Raw genomic sequence first — 22,373 nt, 5'->3', positions numbered from 1 at the left:
AGGGGCCGCAGAGGCTCCGAAGTCAAGGGTGGACGAAGTCCATCGCGAAGCGACGCCGAAGGCGCCCTTGACTTTGGAGGGGCGGCCCCGTACGCCAGCGCCACCCCACCGCACGGCCAACCCCTCGCCTCTGCCCCAAACACCCTTTCGGGTAATGCATGACGCGTCGATACCCTGCTTACAAATCCTCCGGCAAACCCCTCCGGGCTATAAGCAGCGCGCCAGTACCGGAAGCGTGCACGAAAGGCAGCCAGAACAATCCGGACACCGAAACGGAAAAGTCGTCACGCGGTGGTGGGAGCGGTCATTCGGCCGAGGTGATGGTGTTGAGGCGCTCGACGGCGTCGGCGAATTCTTCGACCATGTCGTAGACGACCTGGCGGGCGGGTTTGACGGTGTTCATCAGGCCGACGCACTGGCCGACGAAGTAGTTGGCGAGCGCGCGGGCGCCGGGGTTGCCGGACTCGGCGACCTTGCTGATCTGCCGCATCGCGCCCTCGGCGACGATCATCTGCAGCGGCATGCCGAGCGGACCGGGGCTGTCGGGGCCCTCCCACTCGTCGGTCCAGGCGGAGCGGAGCTGGCGGGCGGGCTTGCCGGTGCGGGAGCGGGAGCGGACGGTGTCGCGGGACGTGGCGGCGAGCATCTTCTGTTTGACCGCGGGCGCCGTCTCGGCCTCCTCGGTGGTGAGCCAGACCGAGCCGCACCAGACGCCGGATGCGCCGAGGGCGAGGGCGGCGGCCATCTGGCGGCCGGTGGCGATGCCGCCGGCGGCGAGGACGGGCACCGGCGCGACGGTGTCGACGACCTCGGGGACGAGGACCATCGTGGAGATCTCGCCGGTGTGCCCGCCGGCCTCGCCGCCCTGCGCGATGACGAGGTCGACGCCGGCGGCGACCTGGCGGCGGGCGTGCTCGGAGGTGCCGACGAGCGCGGCGACGGGGATCCCGGCGGACTTGGCCTTCTCGACCATGATCGGGGGCGGGGTGCCGAGGGCGCTGGCGATGAGCCCGATCGGGTGGGCGAGGGACACGTCGATCAGCTCGGTCGCGCCCTCCTTGGTGACCTGCGTGCCGCCGCGCGCGTTGGACTTCTTGGCCTTCTCGAAGTCGGGCAGCGGGACGTCGTACTTGGCGAACAGCCCGATGAGGAAGTCCCAGTGCTCCTGCGGGACCGCGGCGAGCATGGTGTCGAGGCCGCCCTCGCCGCGTCCGGCCCGCTCGGCCGACTCGTCGATCTTGCCGGGGACGAGCACGTCGACGCCGTAGGGGCGGCCGCCGACGTGGTCGTCGATCCAGCGCAGCTCCTCCTCCAGCCGGTCGGGGGTGTAGGCGACGGCGCCGAGGACGCCGAAGCCGCCGGCGTTGGTGACGGCGGCGACGACGTCGCGGCAGTGGCTGAAGGCGAACAGCGGGAACTCGATCCCGAACGTGGCGCAGACCTCGGTGTTCATGTCTCCGACGCTAACGGACCGAACGTCATTCGGTCCAGGCCCGGACGGTCAGCCGGCGGGGCGGAACAGCACGTACGACTCGCCCTCGTCCGGATGCTCGAAGGAGGCCCGCAGCGGCAGTCCTTCGCGCGGATCGGTGACGCCGTCCAGCCGCGCGTACATCCACGGCCCCTCGGCCAGCTCGACCAGCGCCAGGTACGCCGGCGGCGGGACGGTGCCGTCCTCGGCGGGCCGCCCGTGGGTGACGGTCCAGGTGACGAGGGTCGCCTCGCCGCTCGCGTCCGCCCAGGTCAGGTCCTCCTCGCCGCAGTCGGGGCAGCCGACCGCGTCCGGCGCGTACCAGCGGTCGCACGCCTCGCAGCGCTTGATGACGAGCCTGCCGGCGGCGGTGCCGTCGAAGAACGGGTCGGTGCGGCCGTCGCGCCGCAGCACGCCGATGTCCATCGCTCAGGCTCCCTTCGGGTGCGGGCTGACGATCAGGGTCGAGTGGTGGTCGAGGATGCCGCCGTTCCCGCTGACGAGGACGACGTCGTTGGACGGGGCCTGCCGCTCCCCGCCGTCCCCGCGCGCCTGGATGACGGCCTCCGACAGCGGCGTGAAGCCCCACATGTAGTACGCCGACAGCTGCCCGCCGCCGGTGTTGGTCGGCAGCGACCCGCCGGGCCCGAGGGTGCCGGACGCGGCGAACGCGCCGCCCTCGCCCTTGGCGCAGAACCCGTAGTCCTCTAGCGACACCAGGACGGTGTAGGTGTAGCAGTCGTACAGCTCGCACACGTCCACGTCGGACGGGGTGATCCCGGCCATCTTCATCGCGGTCGCGCCCGAGGAGACGGCGCCGGTCGTCAGGCCGAAGTCGCTGCCGCGCTCCTTGCGGTGCCCGGGGTGGCCCTGGCCCCAGCCCCACAGGTGGACGGGCGGCCGGGCGAGGTCGCGGGCGCGGTCGGCGCTCGTCACGATCACCGCGATGGCGCCGTTGGAGACCAGGCAGCAGTCCAGCAGGTGCAGCGGTTCCGACACCCACCGCGACGCCTGGTGGTCGGCGAGCGTGATCGGCTCGCGCATCTGCGCGAGGGGGTTGCGCGTCGCCCACTCCCGCGTCGACACCGCGATCGCGCCGAGCTGCTCGCTGGTCGTCCCGTACCGGGACATGTGCCGCTGCGCCGCCAGGGCGTAGAACGAGTTGACGCTGCGCAGCCCGAGCGCCGCCGTCATGCCGCCGTAGCCGTACCATTCGCGGGCGTTGCGGTTGTATGCCGAGCCCGCCGACTGCTTCGGCTTGAGCGGCGCGTCGGCGAACACGCAGGCGACCGTGGTCGCGGCGCCGCTCAGCACCGACATCGCCGCGTGCGCGACCATCGCCCCGGCGGTCGCGCCGAAGGCGTTCATCTGGGTCAGCAGCCGCAGGTCCCGCAGGCCGAGCGTGTCGGCCAGCTCGATCCCGGGCGAGCCGCCCATGCCGTGGCTGACCAGCAGCCCGTCCAGGTCGGCCAGGCCGAGGCCGGCGTCGGCCGCGGCGAGCCGCACCGCGTCGGCGGCCAGCCGCCGCGGGCTGCGCCCGTACACCCTGCCGAGCTCGGTCATTCCCAGCCCGGCGATCGCAGCGCTCATTCGTCGCATCCCTCCCCGCATCGTCACCGCCACGGTACCGAACAGCATTCGGTACACCAGGGGCCGGGGCGGACGATCAGTCCCCGGCGGCCCGCGCGCGGAACGCGCCCCGGTAGGCCAGCGGCGGCGCGCCGAGCCGGCGGGCGAAGTGCGCGCGCATCGTCACCGGCGACCCGAACCCCGCCTCGGCCGCGACCCGCTCCACCGGCAGGTCCGTGCTCTCCAGCAGCTGCTGCGCCCGGCGGACCCGCGCGTGCGACAGCCACCGCTGCGGCGTCGTGCCCGCCTGCTCGCGGAACCGGCGGGTCAGCGTCCGGACGCTGCAGGACGCCTGCCGCGCGATGTCCTCCAGCGTCAGCGGCCGGTGCAGGTTGGCCTCGAGCCAGGCCAGCGTCGGTTGCAGCGCCGCGCCGCCGTCCGGCGGCTCGTCGTGCCGGATGAACTGCGCCTGCCCGCCGTCGCGCTGCGGCGGCATGATGATCTTGCGGGCGGTCCGCGCGGCCACCGCGGCGCCGTGGTCGCGGCGGACGATGTGCAGGCACAGGTCGATCCCCGCCGCGACGCCCGCCGACGTGAGCACCTGCCCGTTGTCGACGTACAGGACGGACGGATCCACCTCCACCTGCGGATACCGCCGCTCCAGAGCGCGCGCGTAATGCCAGTGCGTCGTCGCGCGGTGCCCGTCCAGCAGGCCCGCCGCGGCCAGGACGAACGCGCCGACGCAGATGGACGCGATCCGGGCGCCCCGCGCGGCCGCGGACCGCAGCGCGTCCAGGACCTCGCCGGGCGGATCGTCCGCGACCCCCTCGTGGCCGGGGACGACGATCGTGTCCGCCGTCGCCAGAGCGTCCGGGCCGTACGGGGCCTCCACCCGCATCCGGCCGAGCGCGGCGGAGGTGCGCGCGCCGCCGGGCGGTGTGCAGACCCGGACGTCGTAGAGCGGGACGCCGTCCGCCGCGGTCGTCGTCCCGAACACCTGGCCGGGCGTCGCCAGGTCGAACGGCACGACCCCGTCCAGCGCGAGCACCGCGACGACGTGAGGTTCGGGCATGGCCAGAATGTAGCGCACATCGGCAGTCCAGACACTGGCCGGGACACCGCCCGGGGCCGGACGATCGGTGGCGTTCCCGAGCACCACGTCCAAGGAGCCTTCGTGTCCGACCGTTTCGCCGAGTTCGCGCTGCCCGACACCGACCTGACCCGCAAGGCGTACGACCTGGTCTTCGCCACCGGGACGGCGGCGCTCGCCCACCACAGCGTCCGCACCTACCTGTTCGGCCGCGCCATCGGCGAGGCGAAGGGCCTGCGCCCCGGCGCCGACTACGACGACGAGGCGCTGTTCCTGGCGAGCGTCCTGCACGACCTCGGGCTGACCGAGCGAGGAAATGGCGGCCAGCGCTTCGAGGTGGACGGCGCCGACCTCGCGGCCGAATTCCTCACCGGGAACGGGCTCGGCGCCGACCGCGTCCGCGTCGTCTGGGAGGCCATCGCCCTGCACAGCAGCCGGGGCATCGCCCACCGCATGCGCCCGGAGATCGCCCTCACCCACGCCGGGACCAGCGCCGACATCGCCGGCCTGGGCACGGCGCGGCTCCCCGGCGGCGTCGCCGAGCGCGCGCACGCCGCGTTCCCCCGGCTCGAACCGGGCTGCGGGCTCGCCGAGATCATCGTCGGCCAGATCGCCGCGAACCCGGCCAAGGCCCCGATGGGCTCGCTCCCGTACGAACTGGCCCGCCAGTCCGGCACCGACATTCCCGAACCCCGCTGGACGGACCTCGTGGCGGCGGCCTGGCCCGGCGTCGCCTGACCGAGCCCGAGCCCGGTCGAGGCGCGAGCCGCTAGGCGAGGGCCTTGGGGCCGGGGTTGCGAGGACACAGCCGCTAGGCGAGGGCCTTGGGGCCGGGGTTGCGTCAACACAGTTACCCTGGCGGGCGATGGCCGCCGTTCCCCCGGAGAACATGCTCGCCCGCGTCCTCGCCCGCGACCATGACGCGGACGCCACCAGCGCGCGCATCCTGGACGCCGCGCTGGCGCAGTTCGCCGACTTCGGGCTGCGCCGCACCTCGATGGAGGACGTCGCGCGCCGCGCCGGGGTCGCGCGCATCACCGTCTACCGCCGCTTCGCCACCAAGAACGCGCTGGTCGAGGCGGTGCTGCTGCGGGAGGTGCGGCGCTTCCTGGAGGTCTTCACCAAGGCCGTGGACGGTCTGCCGGGCGTCGCCGACCGGGTCGCCGAGGGGTTCGTGGTGACGCTGCGGCACGCCCGCGGCCACGGGCTGTTCCAGCGGCTGATGGCGACCGAGCCGGACGCGCTGCTGCCGTTCCTGACCGTCGACAGCGGCCCGTTCCTGGCGGCGGCGCGGACGTTCCTGGCCGGGGTGCTGCGCGGCGCGGACGGCGTCGCCCCGGACGTCGCCGAGGACGCCGACGTCACCGCCGAGACGCTGATCCGGATCGTGCTGTCGTTCGTGCTGGCGCCGGACGGCCGCGTCCCGCTGGAGGACGAGGAGGGCGCCCGCCGCTACGCCCGCCGCCACCTCGCCCCGATGATCACCCGCCGCCCGCCCGAGGAACCCTGACGCGCCCGCCCGCGTCCCCGGGGCGACGGGGACGCGGGCGGGCGCCGATCAACGGGGCCGGGGCCGCCGTCAGGAGGCCAGCACCGCCTGCAGGAAGTCCCGGGTGCGCTGCTCGGACGGCTCGCCGAAGATCCGGTCCGGCGGCCCCTCCTCGACGATCTGGCCCTGGTCGAACATCAGCACCCGGTCGGAGATGTCCTTGGCGAAGGTCATCTCGTGCGTGACGCACAGCATCGTCAGGTCGCTCTCGCGGGCGATGTCGCGCAGCAGGTCCTGCACGCCGACGACCAGTTCGGGGTCGAGCGCGGAGGTCACCTCGTCCAGCAGCAGCACCCGCGGCTGCATGGCCAGGGCCCGGGCGATCGCGACCCGCTGCTGCTGCCCGCCGGACAGCTGCGAGGGGTGCGCGTTCTCCTTGTCGGCGAGCCCGACCAGGTCCAGCAGGCTGCGCGCGCGCTCGACCGCCTCGTCCTTGGACACCCCCAGCACCCGCACCGGCCCCTCGGTGAGGTTGCGCAGCACGTTCATGTTGGGGAACAGGTTGAACTGCTGGAACACCATGCCGACCTGCTTGCGCATCTCGTGCAGGTGCTTCTGGTTGGCCGGGACGCGCCGGCCGCCCTTGTCCATGTGCCAGAGGGTGTCGTCGCCGATCCAGATCAGCCCGTCGTCGAGCTTCTCCAGTGTCATCAGCAGCCGCAGGATCGTGGTCTTGCCCGACCCGCTCGGCCCGATCAGCGTCACCCGCTCGCCGGGCTCCACGGCGAAGTCCAGCTCGCGCAGCACGACGTTGGAGCCGAACCGCTTGACGACCTTCTCGAAGCGGATGCCGGGCGCGTCGCCGCGCGGCAGTGCGGCCGCCGCGCCGTCGCCGTCCTTCTTCCGGACGCCCTCCTTCTCGGTGGGGACGCCGGTGGACTCCTCGGGCGTCGGGGCTTCCGGTGCGGTGCCGGCACCCTCCGAGGAGGGACGACCCCCCGCTCCCCCCGGGCTGGCTCCGTCAGTGTTAGTTGGTGGCATAGCGCCTCTCCAGGCGGCGGACGAGAATCGAGGATATGACGCTGACGATGATGAACAGCAGACCCACCAGCGTGATCGGCTCCAGGAACCGCAGGCTCCGCGAGCCGACCTGGTACGCCGACAGCAGCAGCTCGGTGACGTTGATCGCCAGCAGCAGCGGCGAGTCCTTGAACATCGCGATCAGGTAGTTGCCCAGCGTCGGGATCACCCGGCGGATCGCCTGCGGAAGGATCACGTCCAGCCACACCCGCGACTTCGGCAGGTTCAGCGCGGTGCACGCCTCCCACTGCCCGCGCGGGATGTCGGAGATGCCCGCCCGGTACACCTCGGCGGTGTAGGTCGAGTAGTGCAGCCCGAGCGTGATGATCCCGGCGGTGAGCGACCCGATGGTCAGGCCCCACGACGGCAGCACGTAGTAGACGAAGTACAGCTGCGGGATCAGCGGCGTCGAGCGGATGAACTCGGTGACCCACCGCACCGTCTGGTTCACGACGGCGTTCGGGGTGCGGCGCAGCATCGCCCACACCAGGCCGAGCAGCACCGCGATGACGTAGCCGGCCAGCGTCGCGATGACGGTGTAGCGCAGCCCGTGCAGCAGGTCGGGGATGATGTCGCCGGTGTAGTGCCAGTCCCAGTCCATCAGCCGGCCACCCCCGCTCCGGGGGCGCCCGCCGCGACCGTGCCGAGCTTGGGCTCACGGGAGGGACGGCGGCCGAGCATCCGGTCCACCCGCCGCTCGGCGTAGCGGACGAACAGCTGCAGCACCTGCGCGATCACGAAGTACAGCACCAGCGCCACGGTGAACGACCAGACGGTCTGCCCGGTGCTGCCCTGCACGTTCTTGGACACCCGCGTGATGTCGACCAGCCCGACGAGCGAGACGATGGCGGTGCCCTTCATCAGCTCGATGAGCAGGTTGCCGAACGGCGGCAGCATCAGCGCGAACGCCTGCGGCAGCAGGACGCGCCGCATCCGCTGGAACGGCGTGAAGTTCAGCGCGACCGTCGCCTCGAACTGCGCCTTGGGCACCGCGTTGACCGAGCCGCGCACCACCTCGGCGCCGTACGCGCCGACGTTCATGCCGAGCGCGAGCACCGCCGCGAACAGCGTGGTGAACCGCAGGCCGATGAGGGGCAGCGCGTAGAAGAACCAGTACAGCAGGACGAGGGTGGCCGTGCCGCGGAAGAACTCCACGTACACCCGGTTCAGCAGGCGCACCCACGGGCTGCGCGCGGTGCCCGCCAGGCCGAAGACCAGGGCGAGCACGAGGGCGACCGCGCCGCCGAACACGGTGAGCCGGAAGGTCAGCCACGCGCCCTCCAGCCACTGGTGATAGCCGTCGAGGACCTGTGACACCGATCAGCCCTGGCAGAACTTGGCGGCGGTGTCGGCCGGGCCCGGCATCTCCGCCTGGGTGAACCCGAACGGCTGCAGGACCGGCAGCAGCTGGTTGCTCTTCTGCAGCGCGGCGAGCTGGGTGTTCCAGCCGTTCAGCAGGTCCGAGTCGGCCTTGCGGAACACGAACGCGCCGGCGCCGAGCTGCTCCTTGCCGCCGATGACGGGCGTGAACGCGTCGGTCACCTCGTACTTGCCGTCCTGGTGCTTGGACAGCAGGTCGGCCAGCGAGATGCGGGTCAGCCAGATGCAGTCGATGCGCCCGGCCTTCAGGCCCTCGAAGGCGCTCGCCTGGTCCGCGAACGTCTTGATCTTGCTCTTGCTGACCCCGCTCTTCTCGGCGTAGCCCTGCTCGACCGCGCCGGTCAGCACGCCGACCGTGACGCCCGCCTTGGCGGGGGAGTTCTGGTCGGTGAGCTTCTTCGGGTTGCCCTTCGGCACCATGAACGCGCTCTTGGCGACGTACTCGGGGTTGGCGAACGCCGCGGACGCGCACCGCTCGGGGGTGATGAACATGCCGGCGGCGATCGCGTCGAACCGCTTGGCGTTGAGCCCGCCGATCAGGCCGCCGAAGTCGACCTGGACGCCCTCGACCTTGTCGATGCCGAGCTTCTTGAAGATGACCCGGGCCAGCTCGGGCGCCTCGCCGGTCAGCTTGCCGTCCTTGTCGGTGTAGCCGTAGGGGGCCTCGTTGGCGAACCCGACGGTGATCTTGCCGGCCTTCTTGGCCTTGTCGAGGGTGCCGCCGCCGGAGACCTCCTTGTCCGGATCCGTCGTGGAGCAGCCCGCCGCGGCCAGCGGGACCGCGGCGGACAGCAGAACGGCGGTGCGGAGGAAGTCTCGTCTCGAGGAAGTCATCGTTGAACTCCTGCAGGATGGGGGTGGCCCGCGCCCGCGGGGGCCGTGAGGCCCTCCGCGGGCGCGGGACCTGTCGTCGGGGATATCCGGTTGGGAGCGGGAAATGTGACGCGGGGTCAGTCGCGGACGGGGGTGAAGTCGCGCGCCCCGATGAACGCCGGGCGCGGGGCCGGAGCGGAGAACGGCTCGACGCACGTGTTCTCCACGCTGTTGAACACGATGAACACGTTGGAGCGGGGGAACGGGGTGATGTTCCCGTTGGAGCCGTGCATGCAGTTGCAGTCGAACATGGTGGCCGAGCCGGCGGGCCCGGTGAACAGCTCGATCCCGTGCTTGTCGGCCAGGATCGACAGGCTGTTCGGGTCGGGGGTCCCGATCTCCTGCCCGCGCAGCGACTCCTTGTAGTGGTCGGCCGGGGTCTCCCCGACGCAGGCCACGAACGTCTTGTGCGAGCCAGGCATGATCATTAGCCCGCCATTGTGCACGAAATTCTCCGTCAGCGCGATGGAAATGCTCACCGCGCGCATCCTCGGCATGCCGTCCTCGGCGTGCCAGGTCTCGAAGTCGGAGTGCCAGTAGAAGTCCTTGCCGGTGAACCCCGGCTTGTAGTTGACCCGGCTCTGGTGCACGTACACGTCCGAGCCGAGGATCTGCCGGGCCCGGCCGACCACCCGCGGGTCCCGCACGAGCTGGGCGAACACCTCGCTGATCTTGTGCACCTCGAAGATGGACCGGACCTCGTCCGAGCCGCGCTCGGTGACGGTGCGCTCGTCGGCGAGGATCTGCGGGTCGGAGGCCAGCCGGCGCAGCTCGGCGCGGTAGTCCTCCACCTCCTCCGGCGCGAGCAGCTGCTCGACGCTCAGGAAGCCGTCGCGGTCGAAGGAGTCGAGGGTGGCGGCGTCGACGGGGCCGTCCTGGGGGCCGCCGTACACGACCGGGTCCTGCCGGTACAGCAGCGCGGCCTCGGCGGCCTTGCGGGTGGGATAGGCGTCGTCGATCGACGGATGGGACTCGATGATGCTCATGCGTCCTCCTCGGTCAGCAGCGGGTAGACACCGTTCTCGTCATGGACCTCCCGGCCGGTGCACGGCGGGTTGAACACGCACACCGTCTTGACGTCCGTGTGGGCGCGCAGCGTGTGGTGCTCGTGGCCGTTCAGCAGGTACATCACGCCGGGCTTGATCTCGTGCTTCTCGCCCGTCTCCTCGTTGGTGAGCTCGCCCTCACCCTCGATGCAGTAGACGGCCTCGATGTGGTTGGCGTACCACATCCTCGTCTCGGTCCCCGCGTACAGGATCGTCTCGTGCAGCGAGAAGCCCACGCCCTCCTTGGCCAGCACGAAACGGCGGCTGCACCAGGTCGGCGCCTGCACGTCGCGCTCGGTGCCGATGATCTCGTCAAGGGAGCGAACGATCATGGATTCCTCTTTTCCGGTGTGTTACGGGGCGGCGGCGCCCCCGGGCGGGCCGGGGTCAGGCCGTCACCTTCGGGCGGACGGCCTCGAGGGAGTCCGCGATGATCTCCAGGCCGTGGGCCAGCTCGGCCTCGGTGGTGGTGAGCGGCGGCAGCAGCTTGACGACCTCGCCCTCGGGACCGGAGGTCTCCATCAGCAGCCCCCGGGCGAACGCCTCGCCGCACACCTTCGGCGCGTCCTGCGGGTCCTTCATGACCAGGCCCCACGCCAGGCCGCGGCCGCGGACCGAGTCGACCGCGCCGGCGTGCGCGAGCGCGATCTCCTCCAGCGCCGTCTGGACCTGCTGGCCCTTCTTCAGGGTCTGCTTCTCCATGCCCTCGCCGGTCCAGTAGTCCTCCAGCGCGGCGACGGCGGTGACGAACGCGGGGTTGAAGCCGCGGAAGGTGCCGTTGTGCTCGCCCGGCTCCCACACGTCCAGCTCGCGCTTCATCAGCGTGACCGCGAACGGCAGCCCGTAGCCGCTGAGGGACTTGGACAGGCAGACGATGTCGGGGGTGATCCCGGCGTCCTCGAAGCTGAAGAACGGGCCGGTGCGGCCGCAGCCCATCTGCACGTCGTCGACGATGAGCAGGATGTCGTGCCGGTGGCACAGCTCCTGCAGACCGCGCAGCCATTCGGCGGTGGCGACGTTGATGCCGCCCTCGCCCTGCACCGTCTCCACGATTACGGCGGCGGGCTTGTCCAGGCCACTGCCGCTGTCGTCCAGCATCGTGTCGAACAGCAGGAAGTCGGGCGTGCGGCCGTCGAGGTAGTTGTCATAGGGCATCGCGACGCCGTGCCCGAGCGGCACGCCGGCGCCGGTGCGCTTCATCGAGTTGCCGGTGACCGCCAGCGCGCCCAGCGTCATGCCGTGGAAGGCGTTGGTGAAGCTGACGACGGTCTCCCGCCCGGTGTACTTGCGCGCCAGTTTCAGCGCCGCCTCGACCGAGTTGTTGCCCGCCGGCCCGGGGAACTGGACCTTGTAGTCGAGCCCGCGCGGCTCCAGCACGTGCTCGTTGAAGCGTTCCAGGAAGTCCCGCTTGGCCGTGGTGTACATGTCGAGGCTGTGCACAATGGCGTCGCTGGCGAGATAGTCCATCAGGCGGCGTTTCAGCTGCGGGTTGTTGTGCCCGTAGTTGAGGGTTCCGGCGCCGGCGAAGAAATCGAGGTAGGTGCGGCCGTTCTCATCGGTGATGTGGGAGCCCTGGGCGGTGCTGAACACCGTGGGCCAGCTTCGGCAGTAGCCGCGGACTTCCGATTCCAGGTGGGCGAAAACGTCCATCTTCTGCCTCCGGCAGGTCGGGGGTGGGAGCGGTGTCGGGCGAGAGTGCGGTGTCGGGCGAGAGCGGTGTCGGTCGGATGCGGTGTCGGAGAGGTCTCGGTCGGGCGGTGTCCGGGCCGCGGTCTCCGGGAGGGCGGCGCCGCGGGCGGAGTGCGGGCCGGGCGGGGTGCCGGCGCCGGGCGGACGCGTGCGGGGCGGGGTTCCGGGGCGGGGCCCGGCCGGCGGAGGGGCCGCAGGCCGCTCGGTCAGAACGGGCCGATCCGGAACAGCACCTCGGGCTCGTGGTCGCCGTCCGGGAAGTGCTCGGCCTCGAACAGCGGCTCGCGGGTCAGCTCGCAGCCGCGGGCCCGGGCGAAGGAAGCGAACATCGCCGCCGAGGCGGCGTTGTCCGGGGTCACGGTCGCCTCCATGTACCGGTGGCCGCGGGCCGCCAGCCGGTCGCCGAGGCGGTCCAGCATCCGCCGGGCCAGGCCCTGGCCGCGGTGCGCGTCGTCGACCGCCACCTGCCACACGAAGAACGTGTCGGGGCGGGACGGGCGGACGTAGCCGGTGACGAATCCGCAGGCGCGGCCGGAGTCGCGGGCCACCACGGAGGTGTCGGCGAAGTCGCGGCACCACAGCGCGTAGCTGTACGGGGAATTGACGTCCAGGACCTTGGAGTCGCGGGCGATCCGCCAGAGTTCGGGGCCGTCGGTGAGGCTCGGCTCCTGGAGTTGCACGTCCTCGGTCGTCTCGTCCGGATCGGGGCGTCGGGTCGGTGTTTCCAGGGGTTGCGCTGCCATGTCCAGGCAACTTAGCGAATCTCGCCGGGTGATCGTTCCGTAATGTTACCGTCGGGATGTTTAGTCCTGCGAGCAGCGGGTATGGCAATACGCTTGCTAAATTCGGGCTGATCTCGGCCGCCCGTTCCGCGGCCCGGGGCGCGCCATTCCCGGCGTTACGCAGGAGGTACTGGCGGCTGCGCAAGCGGCGTCGCCACGCGTCTTCCTGAACGCCACCTTAATGTTCCGCGGCCGCGTGCAGAGCCTTTTTGTGTATCGGTTGTGTGAGGTAAGTCACTTCGATTGGCTGACAACGGACGGGGTGCGGTCGGCGTCACGCCGCATCGCGGGAGGTCGAGCCATCGCGAGGGGCCGTGGGGCGGATGTGGGGCAAAGGGCGGACGCGGCCCTCTGGGAGCCCCTGCTAACTCACCTTCAAGGCGGTTCTTCCCTTGCCGCAAGGTAAGGCAGGGTTAGCGCGAAAGTAAGGATTGGCGCGGTCGGGCACCTTCCGGACGGCCCGGGAACCCGCGCGGAAACGGGATCCCGGACCCCGGTTACGGACAGACAGTAAATGCGGCAGGAGGTGTCCGTTAGGGCGGTTCAGCCGGCCTGCGCGAAGCGGTCGGTCGCCTCGATGAGCCGGTGCAGGATGCCCGGCTCGCTGTAGGCGTGGCCCGCGTCGTCCACGATGTGGAACTCCGCCTCCGGCCACGCGCGGTGCAGGTCCCACGCCGTCGCCGCGGGCGTGCACACGTCGTAGCGGCCCTGCACGATGACGGCGGGGATGTGGCGGATCCTGTCCACGCCCCTGATGAGCTGCTCTTCCTCGAAGAACCCCTCGTTGACGAAGTAGTGGTTCTCGATGCGGGCGAACGCGACGGCGTAGTCGGGCTCCCCGAACCCCGCCGTCAGCTGCGGGTCCGGACGCAGCGTCAGCGTCGAGCCCTCCCAGGTCGACCACGCCTTGGCCGCCGCGATCCGCACGTCCCGGTCGGGGGAGTTGAGGCGCTCGTGGAAGGCGGAGATGAGGTCCTCGCGCTCGTCCTCGGGGATCGGCTCGACGTACTTCTCCCACAGGTCCGGGAAGATGAGCGACGCGCCCTCCTGGTAGAACCAGTACAGCTCGAACGGCCGCAGCGTGAAGATGCCGCGCAGCACCAGCTCGGTCACCCGCTCCGGGTGCGTCTGCGCGTACGCCAGCGCCAGGGCGCTGCCCCAGCTGCCGCCGAACACCAGCCACCGCTCGATGCCGAGGTGCTCGCGCAGCCGCTCCATGTCGGCCACCAGATGCCAGGTGGTGTTCGCCTCCAGCGACACCTCGGGGTCCTTTGCGTGCGGCAGGCTCCGGCCGCAGTTGCGCTGGTCGAACAGCACGATGCGGTACCGCTCGGGGTCGAACTGCCGGCGGTGCGCCGGGCTGCACCCGCCGCCCGGACCGCCGTGCAGCATCACGGCCGGCTTCCCGTCGGGGTTCCCGCAGACCTCCCAGTGGATCCGGTTGCCGTCGCCGACGTCGAGCAGCCCGGAGTCGTACGGCTCGATCGGCGGGTACAGGGTGCGAAGCTCCATGGTGCCGAATCATCCCATCGGGCGGCCGGGTCCGCGCTTTCCCGCGCGGCGCGATGTGACCCGTGGCACCGTGGTGGGGGCGACAGGGGTCCCGCACCGGCCGTGACCAGGCCCGCGGCCCCTGCCGGCACCGCGAAGGGAGTACGAAACTAAACCCCAAACTGGGCAAACGCTCCGCTGGTCGGCACTAGAGTGCCTTCAGTGAGCGGAGCGACGAGCCCTCGGGCGAGGAGTGACGCGAGCGCCATGTCCATGACAGCCCCCGCGGACACGGCCCCGGCGGGGCCGTCGGCGAGGAGACGTGTGAGCGAAGTGACGAGCCGTCAGGTGAGGAACGCAGCGAGCCGAGCGGGCGTCCCGGTGCCCTGCCCGGCTGTCTCCGCGCCACGAGGCGAGGAGACCAGTGAGTGAGCTGAACGGATCGGGTGGTTCGCGCGGAGTCCCGGACGCGGGTTCTCCTTGGCCCGCGATGGGACGTGACCCGGGCCGCGGGTCCGACGTCCCCGTGCCTGCCGCCCAGCAGCCGATCCAGATGTCCAAGCCCCAGCAGCCCGGCCAGGCCGCCGACGCCGGCCGTCCCGAGGGCGAGCAGCCCGAGGCCCAGCCCTGGGACATCGTCGAGCGGCTGCGCCAGATGGCCGACCTCATCGGCGACGCCCTCGCCGCCGGCGAGCGCAAGGTCACCGAGGCGCAGAGCGAGACCGCCTCGCAGGTCGCCGCGGCCCAGGCGGAGAAGGAGTCGGCGCAGCGCGACGCCGCCGCGGCGTGGGGCGAGGTGCAGCGCGCCCGGGGCCAGGCCGAGCAGGCCGACCGTCGCGCGGTCGACGCCGAGCGCCGCATCACCGAGGCGCAGAACGAGGCCGCCTCGCAGGTCGCCGCGATCCAGGCGGAGAAGGAGTCGGCGCAGCGCGACGCCGCCGCGGCGTGGGGCGAGGTGCAGCGCGCCCGGGGCCAGGCCGAGCAGGCCGACCGCCGCGCCGTGGACGCCGAGCGCAAGGCGGCCGAGGCCGAGCGCCGCGCCGGCGAGGTGCAGAACGAGGCCGTCGCCCAGATCGCCGCCCTGCAGAACGAGAAGGAGGCCGCGCAGCGCGACGCGGCCGCCGCGTGGAACCAGGCGCAGCAGGGCCGCGCCCAGGCCGACCAGGCCCGCGGCCAGGCCGAGCAGGCCCGCGTGCAGGCCGACCAGGCGCGGGCCCAGATGGAGCAGGCCCGCGCCCAGATGGAGCAGGCGCAGGCCCAGGCCGAGCAGGCCGAGCGTCGCGTCGCCGAGGCCGAGGCCACCGTCCGGCAGGCCATCCAGCAGCGCGACGCGATGAGCGAGGCCCGCGACGACGCGCTGCGCGCCGTCGAGGACGCCGTCGGCGGCCGCCGCTCCGCCGAGGCCGAGCGCGACCGGGTCGCCGAGCAGGCCGCCGAGCTGTCGCGGGCGCTGGAGGCCGCGCACAGCGAGCTGTCGGCGGTGCGCGCCAAGCTCACCGACGCCGAGATGACCGCGCAGAACCTGCAGCACGCGGTCGTCGCCGCCGGCAAGGAGGCCGACGAGACCCGCCGCCGCGCCCAGGAGTCCGAGCGCCGTGCGCAGGAGAACGAGCGCCGCGCCCAGGAGTCCGAACGGCGCGCGCAGGACGCCGAGCGCCGCGCCCAGGAGGCGATCGCCCGCGCCGAGGGCGCCGACGCCGAGCGGCAGCAGGCCCTCGACACGGCCGCGCAGTCGCTGGAGGCCGCCAAGAAGGCCGAGCGGGAGCGCGACGCCAGCGCCAAGGCGCGCGAGGCCGCCGACCGCACCCGGGAGGCCGCGGTGCAGTCGCAGGCCCGCGCCGAGTCGGAGCTGACGCTGGCCCGGGGCCGCGCCGACCAGGCCGGGCGTGAACGCGACAAGGCGGTCGCCGGGATGCGGCAGATGGCCGCCGAGCGCGACGCGGTCGCCGAGAAGCTCGCCGAGCGCGACCAGTGGGTCGACCAGCTCGCCCAGGCCGTCACCGAGCAGCGCGCGCAGATCGCCGAGCTGTCCCAGGAGCGCGACGCCGCCCGGCAGGCCGCCGACCAGGCCCGGTCCCTGATCGACGAGCTGACCCGGCAGCTGCGCACCATCATGCCCACGGCGGCGACGCCGCGGATCTGACCCGTCCCCCGGCCCGCGCGGGCCGGGGGGCGCGATCCGTCCTCTCCACACCCTCTGACCAGCGGGGGCGGGGCACCGGCTGGACGGTGTACGTGGACGTGCCTGTTATCCTGGTGGCCCGTGGACAGTGCGGTACCGAGCCCTTCGGTGAACGCCGCCTCGCAACGACCACGGGAGCGCCTTCTTGCCTTCGGCAGCCACTGGTAGATCACGTCCTACCAAGCACCTCTTCGTCACCGGCGGTGTCGCCTCCAGCCTCGGCAAGGGACTGACGGCGTCCAGCCTGGGCCGGCTTCTCACCCTGCGCGGGCTGCGGGTCACCATGCAGAAGCTCGACCCCTACCTCAACGTCGACCCCGGCACGATGAACCCGTTCCAGCACGGCGAGGTGTTCGTCACCGACGACGGCGCCGAGACGGACCTGGACATCGGCCACTACGAGCGGTTCCTGGACACCGAGTTGCACGGGTCCGCGAACGTCACCACGGGCCAGGTGTACTCCAACGTGATCGCCAAGGAGCGGCGCGGGGAGTACCTCGGTGACACCGTTCAGGTGATCCCGCACATCACCAATGAGATCAAGGACCGCATCCGCGGGATGGCGGACGACACCGAGGTGGACGTCGTCATCACCGAGGTCGGCGGGACCGTCGGCGACATCGAGTCGCTGCCGTTCCTGGAGTCCGTGCGGCAGATCCGGCACGAGATCGGCCGCGACAACTGCTTCTTCCTGCACGTGTCGCTGCTGCCCTACATCGGCCCGTCCGGCGAGCTGAAGACCAAGCCGACGCAGCACTCGGTCGCCGCGCTGCGCTCGATCGGCATCCAGCCCGACGCGATCGTGTGCCGGTCGGACCGGCCGATCACCGACGGGCTCAAGCACAAGATCAGCCTGATGTGCGACGTGGACCGCGAGGCCGTGGTGTCCGCGGTCGACGCCGCGTCCATCTACGACATCCCGAAGGTGCTGCACGCCGAGGGCCTGGACGCCTACGTGGTGCGCCGGCTCGGGCTGCCGTTCCGGGACGTGGACTGGGGCGCCTGGGACCGGCTGCTGCGCCGCGTCCACAAGCCCGCCCGCGAGGTCACGATCGCGCTGGTCGGCAAGTACATCGACCTGCCCGACGCCTACCTGTCGGTCACCGAGGCGCTGCGGCACGGCGGGTTCGGCAACGACGCCAAGGTGCACATCCGCTGGGTGAAGAGCGACGACTGCGAGACGCCCGAGGGCGCCGAGCGGGAGCTCGACGGCGTGGACGGCGTGCTGATCCCCGGCGGGTTCGGCGTGCGCGGCATCGAGGGCAAGCTCGGCGCGGTCCGGCACGCGCGGGAGAGGCGCGTCCCGCTGCTCGGCATCTGCCTGGGCCTGCAGTGCATGGTGATCGAGGCGGCGCGCAACCTCGGCGGGCTCGCCGGGGCCGGCAGCGCCGAGTTCGACGCCACCACCGCCCACCCGGTGGTCGCCACCATGGCCGACCAGCTCGACGTGGTCGCCGGCGAGCGGGACATGGGCGGCACCATGCGGCTCGGGCTCTACCCGGCCGACCTCGCCGAGGGGTCGGTGGTCCGGGAGCTGTACGGGGAGGCGAAGGTCTCCGAGCGGCACCGGCACCGCTACGAGGTCAACAACGCCTACCGCGGCCGGCTGGAGGAGGCGGGGCTGCGCTTCTCCGGGCTGTCGCCGGACGGCCGGCTCGTCGAGTACGTCGAGCTTCCCCGCGAGAACCACCCGTTCTTCGTCGGCACGCAGGCGCACCCGGAGTTCCGGTCCCGGCCGACCCGCCCGCACCCGCTGTTCACCGGCCTGGTCGCCGCGGCGATCGACTACGCCGGCACCCGCGCGGCGGACGCGGCGGACGCCTCGTGAGCGCCGGCCCGGGGATCGACCCGGCGCGGCCCGGTCCCGAGCTCGGCCCGGACGACGTCCGCGACCGGCCGGAGCGCTGGAGCGTCGTCGAGGAGTCGACCGCGTTCGAGGGGCCGGTGTTCAAGGTCCGCCGCGACCGGGTCGAGATGCCGAGCGGGCCCGGCGGCGGCACCGAGGTCGTCGGCCGCGACGTCATCGAGCACCTCGGCTCGGTCGGCATCCTCGCCCTCGACGACCGCGACCGCGTGCTGCTGCTGCGCCAGTACCGGCACCCGGTCGGGCGGCTGCTGTGGGAGACGCCCGCCGGGCTGCGCGACGTCGCGGGCGAGCCGCTGCACGTGCTCGCCGAGCGGGAGCTGCTGGAGGAGGCCGGGTACCGCGCCGCGCGCTGGGACACCCTCGCCGACGTGTTCCCCTCGTCGGGGATGTCGAACGAGCGCACCCGGATCTTCCTCGCCCGCGACCTGACCGAGGTGCCCGCCGACGAGATCGACTTCGAGCGGGTGCACGAGGAGGCCGACATGCCGGTCGTGTGGGTGCCGCTGGACGAGGCCGTCCGCAAGGTCCTCGCCGGCGACGTGCACAACATGATCGCCTGCGTGGGGATCCTCGCGGTGCACGCGGCGCGCGCCGGCGGCTACCGCGACCTGCGCCCCGTGGACGCCCCCGAGGGCTGACGGCCCTCCTGCCGCGCCCGAGCGCGCAAGCGACGCGGGAACGCCCCGCCGCCCGGTACGGGGCGGCGGGGCGTTCCCGCGTCCGGGCACGGCACCGCTCGGCCGGGGCGGTGCCGGGGCGGTGCCGGCGCGACATGCGACACGGCCGCGCCGATGAGGCCTGCGCTGCGCGGCGGGAGGGGGCATGATGGGCACGTCGCGACCCGCCTCGAGCCCGCCCCGACCGGGCCGCCCGGGCCGACCGACCCCGCACGGACCGCCGGAAGAGGTGCCGCAACTGTCCCCGAGCACGACCCGCCGGTCCGCCGCGCGGCCCCCCGCCCAGGACGCCGCCCGTGGCACCGCCCCGGACGCCGCCCGGCACGTCGGCCGCGACCCGGGCACCGGCTCCGCGCTCGAATCGTCGGTGCGCACCTACCTGGGCCACCTGGCCGTCGAACGCGGCCTCGCCGCCAACACCCTGTCCTCCTACCGCCGCGACCTGCACCGCTACGTCCGGGTCCAGGACGGCCGGGGCCGCACCTCCATCGCCGACATCACCGAGGACGACGTCCGCGCGTACCTGATCGGGCTGCGCGAGGGCGACGAGGAGCACCCGCCGCTGTCGGCGGGCTCGGCCGCCCGCGCGCTCGTCGCCGTCCGCGGGCTGCACCGGTTCGCGCTGCGCGAGGGCATGGCGTCCGGCGACCCGGCGCACGACGTCAAGCCGCCCACCCCGCCGCGGCGGCTGCCCAAGGCCATCACGCTGGAGGAGGTGGAGCGGCTGCTCGCGGCCGCCGCCGGACCGTCCGACGGCGACGCCGGCACCGCCCGCGGGCTGCGCGACCGCGCGCTGCTGGAGCTGCTGTACGGGTCGGGTGCGCGGATCTCCGAGGCCGTCGGCCTGGACGTCGACGACCTCGACCTCGCCGAGGGGTTCGCGCGGGTCGCCGGCAAGGGCGGCAAGGCCCGGGTCGTGCCAATCGGCGACTACGCGGCGCGGGCCGTCGACGCCTACCTGGTCCGGGCCCGCCCGGAGCTCGCCGGCGCGGGACGCGGCGGCCCGGCGCTGTTCCTCAACGCCCGCGGCGGCCGGCTGTCGCGGCAGGGCGCCTGGATGGTGCTGCGCGCCGCCGCCGACCGGGCCCGGCTGACGCAGGTGTCGCCGCACACCCTGCGGCACTCGTTCGCCACCCACCTGCTGGACGGCGGCGCCGACGTGCGCGTCGTGCAGGAGTTGCTCGGACACGCCTCGGTGACGACCACGCAGGTCTACACTCTGGTGACGGTCCAGCTTCTGCGCGAGGTGTACGCCACCTCGCATCCGCGCGCCCGCAGCTGAGCGCGCGTCCGCCCGCCGGGCGGGGACGCACGGCCGCGGTGCCGCGACAAATCCCGACACTCGGCGCGCGTCGGCTTGAGACGCGGGGACGTGGCACCTAGAGTCCCCGTTCTGGACGGCATTCCCGGCCGCCGGGGAGGGATCTGGTGAGCAGCACGAAAGGTGCGGAGGGGGTTCTCTCCTCCGCCACCATAGAGACCGATCCGAGTCGGGCCCTCGGCCCGACTCAGCGACCCGTGCCCGTCTTTCCGGAGCCGGAACCGCTGGCCGAGCACGGGCCGGCCCGCATCGTCGCCATCTGCAACCAGAAGGGCGGCGTCGGCAAGACCACCACGACGATCAACCTGGGCGCCGCGCTCGCCGAGTACGGCCGCCGGGTGCTGCTCGTCGACTTCGACCCGCAGGGCGCCCTGTCGGTCGGCCTCGGCAAGGGCGACCCGCGCCAGCTCGACATGACGATCCACAACCTGCTGCTCGAGCGCGACACCGAGTGGGAGGACATCGTCCTGGAGACCGGCGTCGACGGGATGGACCTGCTGCCGAGCAACATCGACCTGTCCGGCGCCGAGGTCCAGCTCGTGCACGAGGTCGGCCGCGAGTACATCCTGCAGGGCGCGCTGAAGTCGGCCATCCCGCACTACGACTACATCCTGATCGACTGCCAGCCGTCGCTCGGCCTGCTCACCGTGAACGCGCTGGCCGCCAGCGAGGGCGTGCTGATCCCGCTGGAGTGCGAGTACTTCGCGATGCGCGGCGTCGCGCTGCTGATGGAGACCATCGAGAAGGTGCAGGGCCGGATCAACCCGGGCCTCGCCATCGACGGCGTGCTCGGCACCATGTACGACTCGCGGACCCTGCACACCCGCGAGGTCCTCGGCCGGATCGTCGAGGCCTTCGGCGACAAGGTGTTCCACACGGTCATCAACCGCACGGTACGGTTTCCTGACGCGACCGTCGCCGGGGAGCCGATCACGTACTTCGACCCGAACTCGATGGGCGCGAACGCATACCGGGGTCTGGCGCGGGAGGTGCTCGGAAGGTGGGCTCACGTCGGGTAAGGCTGCCCGGTGTCGATGAGATCTTCCGGCCCACCGCGCCGCCGCCCGGCCCCGGCCCGTCCGGCGGCCCGCCCGGGCCGGGACGCGCACTGCCGGAGCACGCCGTCCAGCAGCACGCCGCCGTCGGGCATGCCGTCACCGGGCACACCGTCGAGGAGCACGCCGGGGCCGAACGGGCGGTGCCGGGCACCGGCCCGTCCCTCGCGGCGGTGCCCGGCGGGACGCACCGCCCCACCGGCCGGCAGCGCCACGACTCCAAGATCACCGTTTACATCTCCTCCGACGAGCTGCTCGCGCTGGAGCAGCTGCGCCTGCGGCTGCGCGCCGACCACGCGCTGCCGGTCGACCGGGGCCGGCTCGTCCGCGAGGCCGTCGCGGCGATGATCGGCGACTTCGACGCCCGCGGCGAGTACAGCACCCTCGTCCGCCGCCTGCGCGGCACCTCCTGACCCCGCATCCCACCCGAGCCCCCGTCCCCGACCCCCGCCCCCGTACCGAGGGATTCGCATGGGCCAGCCCACCGACGACCCGCCCGAGCCGCCGGCGCCGCCCGAGCCGTTCCGGCCGCCGCCGCCCATCTACGCCCCCCCGCCCTCAGCGGAGGGCACGCCGTCTCCTCCGTACGCCCCGCAGCCCGGCCAGGCGCCCGGCCAGGCGCCCGGCCAGGCGCCGACCTACCCGCTGCCGGGAGCCGGGCCGTCCGGGCCGTCCGGGCAGTTCGGGCCGCCCGGTGGCCGCTCCAGCCGCACGCCGCTGATCCTCGCCGGCGCGGCGGCCCTCGTCGCCGTCCTCCTGATCGCCGGCGCGGTGACCTACCTGGCGACGCGCGGCGGCGACGGCGACGGGTACGACGGCGGGCCGACGACGCTGCGGCAGCCGATGATCCTCCAGCAGGTCGCGGAGGTCTCCCAGGCGCCGTGCGCGGCCGGGACGCTGCCCGAGGCGTCCGGGACGTCCTGCTACCGGCTCGCCGGGGGCGGCATGACCGTCCGCGGCGTCCGGCACATGAAGGCCGCGCCGCCGGCCGGCGGGTCCACGACGTGGGCGATCGAGATCGAACTGACCCCGGCGGACGCCCGCGCCTTCGCGGACCTGACCGGACGGGCGGCGCGGGAGCGGCCCGGATCGCCGGCCAACCAGATCGCGATGGTCGTCGGCGGGCGGGTGCTGTCCGCGCCATCGGTCAACGGCGGGCCCATCACCGGCGGCTCGGTGCAGATCTCCGGCCGCTTCACCCGCACCGAGGCCGAGGACCTGATCGCCCGGATCGCCGGCCGCCGCCCCTCCTGACGGCCGGCGCCCGCCGCCCCGTCCGGGCGCCCGCACCCCGCCGGGCATGCGACGATG

22 protein-coding genes are annotated in these 22,373 nt (G+C 72.8%); 9 read left to right on the top strand and 13 right to left on the bottom strand.

What is annotated here, in order from left to right; all coding sequences use genetic code 11:
• Positions 1–304: 304 nt before the first annotated feature.
• The 4 genes from QP089_RS40565 to QP089_RS40550 all read right to left on the bottom strand — a co-directional run bounded on the left by QP089_RS40565 (position 305) and on the right by QP089_RS40550 (position 4,112).
• The gene (locus tag QP089_RS40565; RefSeq protein WP_285919496.1) at positions 305–1,453 is read right to left on the bottom strand and encodes an NAD(P)H-dependent flavin oxidoreductase; all 1,149 of its coding nucleotides are present in this window, start codon (positions 1,451–1,453) and stop codon (positions 305–307) included.
• A gap of 48 nt (positions 1,454–1,501) precedes the next feature.
• On the bottom strand, positions 1,502–1,897 hold the full coding sequence (locus QP089_RS40560; RefSeq protein WP_285919494.1) for a Zn-ribbon domain-containing OB-fold protein: 396 nt from the start codon (positions 1,895–1,897) through the stop codon (positions 1,502–1,504).
• A gap of 3 nt (positions 1,898–1,900) precedes the next feature.
• The gene (locus tag QP089_RS40555) at positions 1,901–3,061 is read right to left on the bottom strand and encodes a thiolase family protein (RefSeq protein ID WP_285919493.1); all 1,161 of its coding nucleotides are present in this window, start codon (positions 3,059–3,061) and stop codon (positions 1,901–1,903) included.
• Positions 3,062–3,137: 76 nt separating this feature from the next.
• Complete coding sequence (locus tag QP089_RS40550) at positions 3,138–4,112, bottom strand: GlxA family transcriptional regulator (RefSeq protein ID WP_285919491.1); 975 nt, start codon at positions 4,110–4,112, stop codon at positions 3,138–3,140.
• Positions 4,113–4,214: 102 nt separating this feature from the next.
• Here QP089_RS40550 and QP089_RS40545 point away from each other — a divergent pair, with 102 nt between their 5' ends.
• Together QP089_RS40545 and QP089_RS40540 are read left to right on the top strand one after the other, a co-directional pair.
• Entirely contained in the window at positions 4,215–4,868 is a 654-nt protein-coding gene (locus tag QP089_RS40545; protein WP_285919490.1) for an HD domain-containing protein, read from the top strand.
• A 127-nt stretch (positions 4,869–4,995) separates the two neighbouring features.
• Complete coding sequence (locus QP089_RS40540; RefSeq protein ID WP_285919488.1) at positions 4,996–5,640, top strand: TetR/AcrR family transcriptional regulator; 645 nt, start codon at positions 4,996–4,998, stop codon at positions 5,638–5,640.
• Positions 5,641–5,709: 69 nt separating this feature from the next.
• Here the strand turns inward: QP089_RS40540 and ehuA are convergent, their stop codons facing one another.
• The 9 genes from ehuA to pip form a co-directional block, all read right to left on the bottom strand.
• Complete coding sequence (ehuA, locus tag QP089_RS40535) at positions 5,710–6,492, bottom strand: ectoine/hydroxyectoine ABC transporter ATP-binding protein EhuA (protein WP_285919547.1); 783 nt, start codon at positions 6,490–6,492, stop codon at positions 5,710–5,712.
• A gap of 154 nt (positions 6,493–6,646) precedes the next feature.
• On the bottom strand, positions 6,647–7,300 hold the full coding sequence (ehuD, locus tag QP089_RS40530) for an ectoine/hydroxyectoine ABC transporter permease subunit EhuD (protein ID WP_285919486.1): 654 nt from the start codon (positions 7,298–7,300) through the stop codon (positions 6,647–6,649).
• Positions 7,300–8,016 carry an ectoine/hydroxyectoine ABC transporter permease subunit EhuC gene (ehuC, locus tag QP089_RS40525; RefSeq protein WP_285919484.1) on the bottom strand — a complete coding sequence of 239 codons (717 nt, stop codon included), beginning with the start codon at positions 8,014–8,016 and terminating at the stop codon, positions 7,300–7,302. Before ehuC ends, ehuD begins: the two co-directional genes overlap by 1 nt.
• Before the next feature lie 3 nt (positions 8,017–8,019).
• Positions 8,020–8,913 (bottom strand): ectoine/hydroxyectoine ABC transporter substrate-binding protein EhuB, encoded by an 894-nt coding sequence (gene ehuB / locus QP089_RS40520; RefSeq protein WP_285919482.1) that lies wholly within the window; start codon positions 8,911–8,913, stop codon positions 8,020–8,022.
• Between the two features lie 116 nt (positions 8,914–9,029).
• Positions 9,030–9,938, bottom strand: a complete 909-nt coding sequence (gene thpD / locus QP089_RS40515) for an ectoine hydroxylase (protein ID WP_285919481.1) — start codon at positions 9,936–9,938, stop codon at positions 9,030–9,032.
• The gene (locus QP089_RS40510; protein WP_285919479.1) at positions 9,935–10,330 is read right to left on the bottom strand and encodes an ectoine synthase; all 396 of its coding nucleotides are present in this window, start codon (positions 10,328–10,330) and stop codon (positions 9,935–9,937) included. The genes thpD and QP089_RS40510 overlap by 4 nt, the downstream gene beginning before the upstream one ends.
• 55 nt (positions 10,331–10,385) lie before the next feature.
• On the bottom strand, positions 10,386–11,648 hold the full coding sequence (ectB, locus tag QP089_RS40505; RefSeq protein ID WP_285919477.1) for a diaminobutyrate--2-oxoglutarate transaminase: 1,263 nt from the start codon (positions 11,646–11,648) through the stop codon (positions 10,386–10,388).
• A gap of 245 nt (positions 11,649–11,893) precedes the next feature.
• Positions 11,894–12,430, bottom strand: a complete 537-nt coding sequence (gene ectA, locus QP089_RS40500; RefSeq protein ID WP_285919475.1) for a diaminobutyrate acetyltransferase — start codon at positions 12,428–12,430, stop codon at positions 11,894–11,896.
• Between the two features lie 582 nt (positions 12,431–13,012).
• Positions 13,013–13,981 (bottom strand): prolyl aminopeptidase, encoded by a 969-nt coding sequence (gene pip / locus QP089_RS40495; protein ID WP_285919473.1) that lies wholly within the window; start codon positions 13,979–13,981, stop codon positions 13,013–13,015.
• A gap of 469 nt (positions 13,982–14,450) precedes the next feature.
• On the opposite strand from pip, the gene QP089_RS40490 reads away from it, so the two are divergent.
• From QP089_RS40490 to QP089_RS40460, 7 genes are all read left to right on the top strand, one after another.
• Entirely contained in the window at positions 14,451–16,103 is a 1,653-nt protein-coding gene (locus QP089_RS40490; protein ID WP_285919471.1) for a hypothetical protein, read from the top strand.
• Positions 16,104–16,287: 184 nt separating this feature from the next.
• Complete coding sequence (gene pyrG / locus QP089_RS40485) at positions 16,288–17,970, top strand: CTP synthase (protein WP_285919469.1); 1,683 nt, start codon at positions 16,288–16,290, stop codon at positions 17,968–17,970.
• Positions 17,967–18,647 carry an NUDIX domain-containing protein gene (locus tag QP089_RS40480; protein ID WP_285919468.1) on the top strand — a complete coding sequence of 227 codons (681 nt, stop codon included), beginning with the start codon at positions 17,967–17,969 and terminating at the stop codon, positions 18,645–18,647. Before pyrG ends, QP089_RS40480 begins: the two co-directional genes overlap by 4 nt.
• Before the next feature lie 406 nt (positions 18,648–19,053).
• Positions 19,054–19,968: a site-specific tyrosine recombinase XerD gene (xerD, locus tag QP089_RS40475; protein ID WP_285919545.1), complete on the top strand. Its 915-nt coding sequence runs from the start codon at positions 19,054–19,056 to the stop codon at positions 19,966–19,968.
• A gap of 191 nt (positions 19,969–20,159) precedes the next feature.
• Positions 20,160–21,026, top strand: a complete 867-nt coding sequence (locus tag QP089_RS40470) for a ParA family protein (RefSeq protein ID WP_285919543.1) — start codon at positions 20,160–20,162, stop codon at positions 21,024–21,026.
• Complete coding sequence (locus tag QP089_RS40465; protein WP_285919466.1) at positions 21,008–21,475, top strand: hypothetical protein; 468 nt, start codon at positions 21,008–21,010, stop codon at positions 21,473–21,475. The genes QP089_RS40470 and QP089_RS40465 overlap by 19 nt, the downstream gene beginning before the upstream one ends.
• A gap of 58 nt (positions 21,476–21,533) precedes the next feature.
• Complete coding sequence (locus tag QP089_RS40460) at positions 21,534–22,316, top strand: SecDF P1 head subdomain-containing protein (RefSeq protein ID WP_285919464.1); 783 nt, start codon at positions 21,534–21,536, stop codon at positions 22,314–22,316.
• The last annotated feature ends 57 nt before the right edge of the window (positions 22,317–22,373 follow it).

The sequence above is a fragment of the Actinomadura opuntiae genome (assembly GCF_030283205.1).
GTDB lineage: Bacteria > Actinomycetota > Actinomycetes > Streptosporangiales > Streptosporangiaceae > Spirillospora.
Note: the sequence above shows the minus strand (reverse complement) of the source record. Positions and strands in the feature narration are given on the sequence as shown.

What these genes read in the sequence shown, in the direction of transcription:
- QP089_RS40510 (WP_285919479.1), bottom strand. Translation starts at nt 10,330, where the DNA reads ATGATCGTTCGCTCCCTTGACGAGATCATCGGCACCGAGCGCGACGTG.
- QP089_RS40565 (WP_285919496.1), bottom strand. Translation starts at nt 1,453, where the DNA reads ATGAACACCGAGGTCTGCGCCACGTTCGGGATCGAGTTCCCGCTGTTC.
- ectB (WP_285919477.1), bottom strand. Translation starts at nt 11,648, where the DNA reads ATGGACGTTTTCGCCCACCTGGAATCGGAAGTCCGCGGCTACTGCCGA.
- QP089_RS40460 (WP_285919464.1), top strand. Translation starts at nt 21,534, where the DNA reads ATGGGCCAGCCCACCGACGACCCGCCCGAGCCGCCGGCGCCGCCCGAG.
- ehuD (WP_285919486.1), bottom strand. Translation starts at nt 7,300, where the DNA reads ATGGACTGGGACTGGCACTACACCGGCGACATCATCCCCGACCTGCTG.
- QP089_RS40560 (WP_285919494.1), bottom strand. Translation starts at nt 1,897, where the DNA reads ATGGACATCGGCGTGCTGCGGCGCGACGGCCGCACCGACCCGTTCTTC.
- QP089_RS40550 (WP_285919491.1), bottom strand. Translation starts at nt 4,112, where the DNA reads ATGCCCGAACCTCACGTCGTCGCGGTGCTCGCGCTGGACGGGGTCGTG.
- QP089_RS40490 (WP_285919471.1), top strand. Translation starts at nt 14,451, where the DNA reads ATGGGACGTGACCCGGGCCGCGGGTCCGACGTCCCCGTGCCTGCCGCC.
- ectA (WP_285919475.1), bottom strand. Translation starts at nt 12,430, where the DNA reads ATGGCAGCGCAACCCCTGGAAACACCGACCCGACGCCCCGATCCGGAC.
- QP089_RS40555 (WP_285919493.1), bottom strand. Translation starts at nt 3,061, where the DNA reads ATGAGCGCTGCGATCGCCGGGCTGGGAATGACCGAGCTCGGCAGGGTG.
- QP089_RS40540 (WP_285919488.1), top strand. Translation starts at nt 4,996, where the DNA reads ATGGCCGCCGTTCCCCCGGAGAACATGCTCGCCCGCGTCCTCGCCCGC.
- pip (WP_285919473.1), bottom strand. Translation starts at nt 13,981, where the DNA reads ATGGAGCTTCGCACCCTGTACCCGCCGATCGAGCCGTACGACTCCGGG.
- thpD (WP_285919481.1), bottom strand. Translation starts at nt 9,938, where the DNA reads ATGAGCATCATCGAGTCCCATCCGTCGATCGACGACGCCTATCCCACC.
- ehuB (WP_285919482.1), bottom strand. Translation starts at nt 8,913, where the DNA reads ATGACTTCCTCGAGACGAGACTTCCTCCGCACCGCCGTTCTGCTGTCC.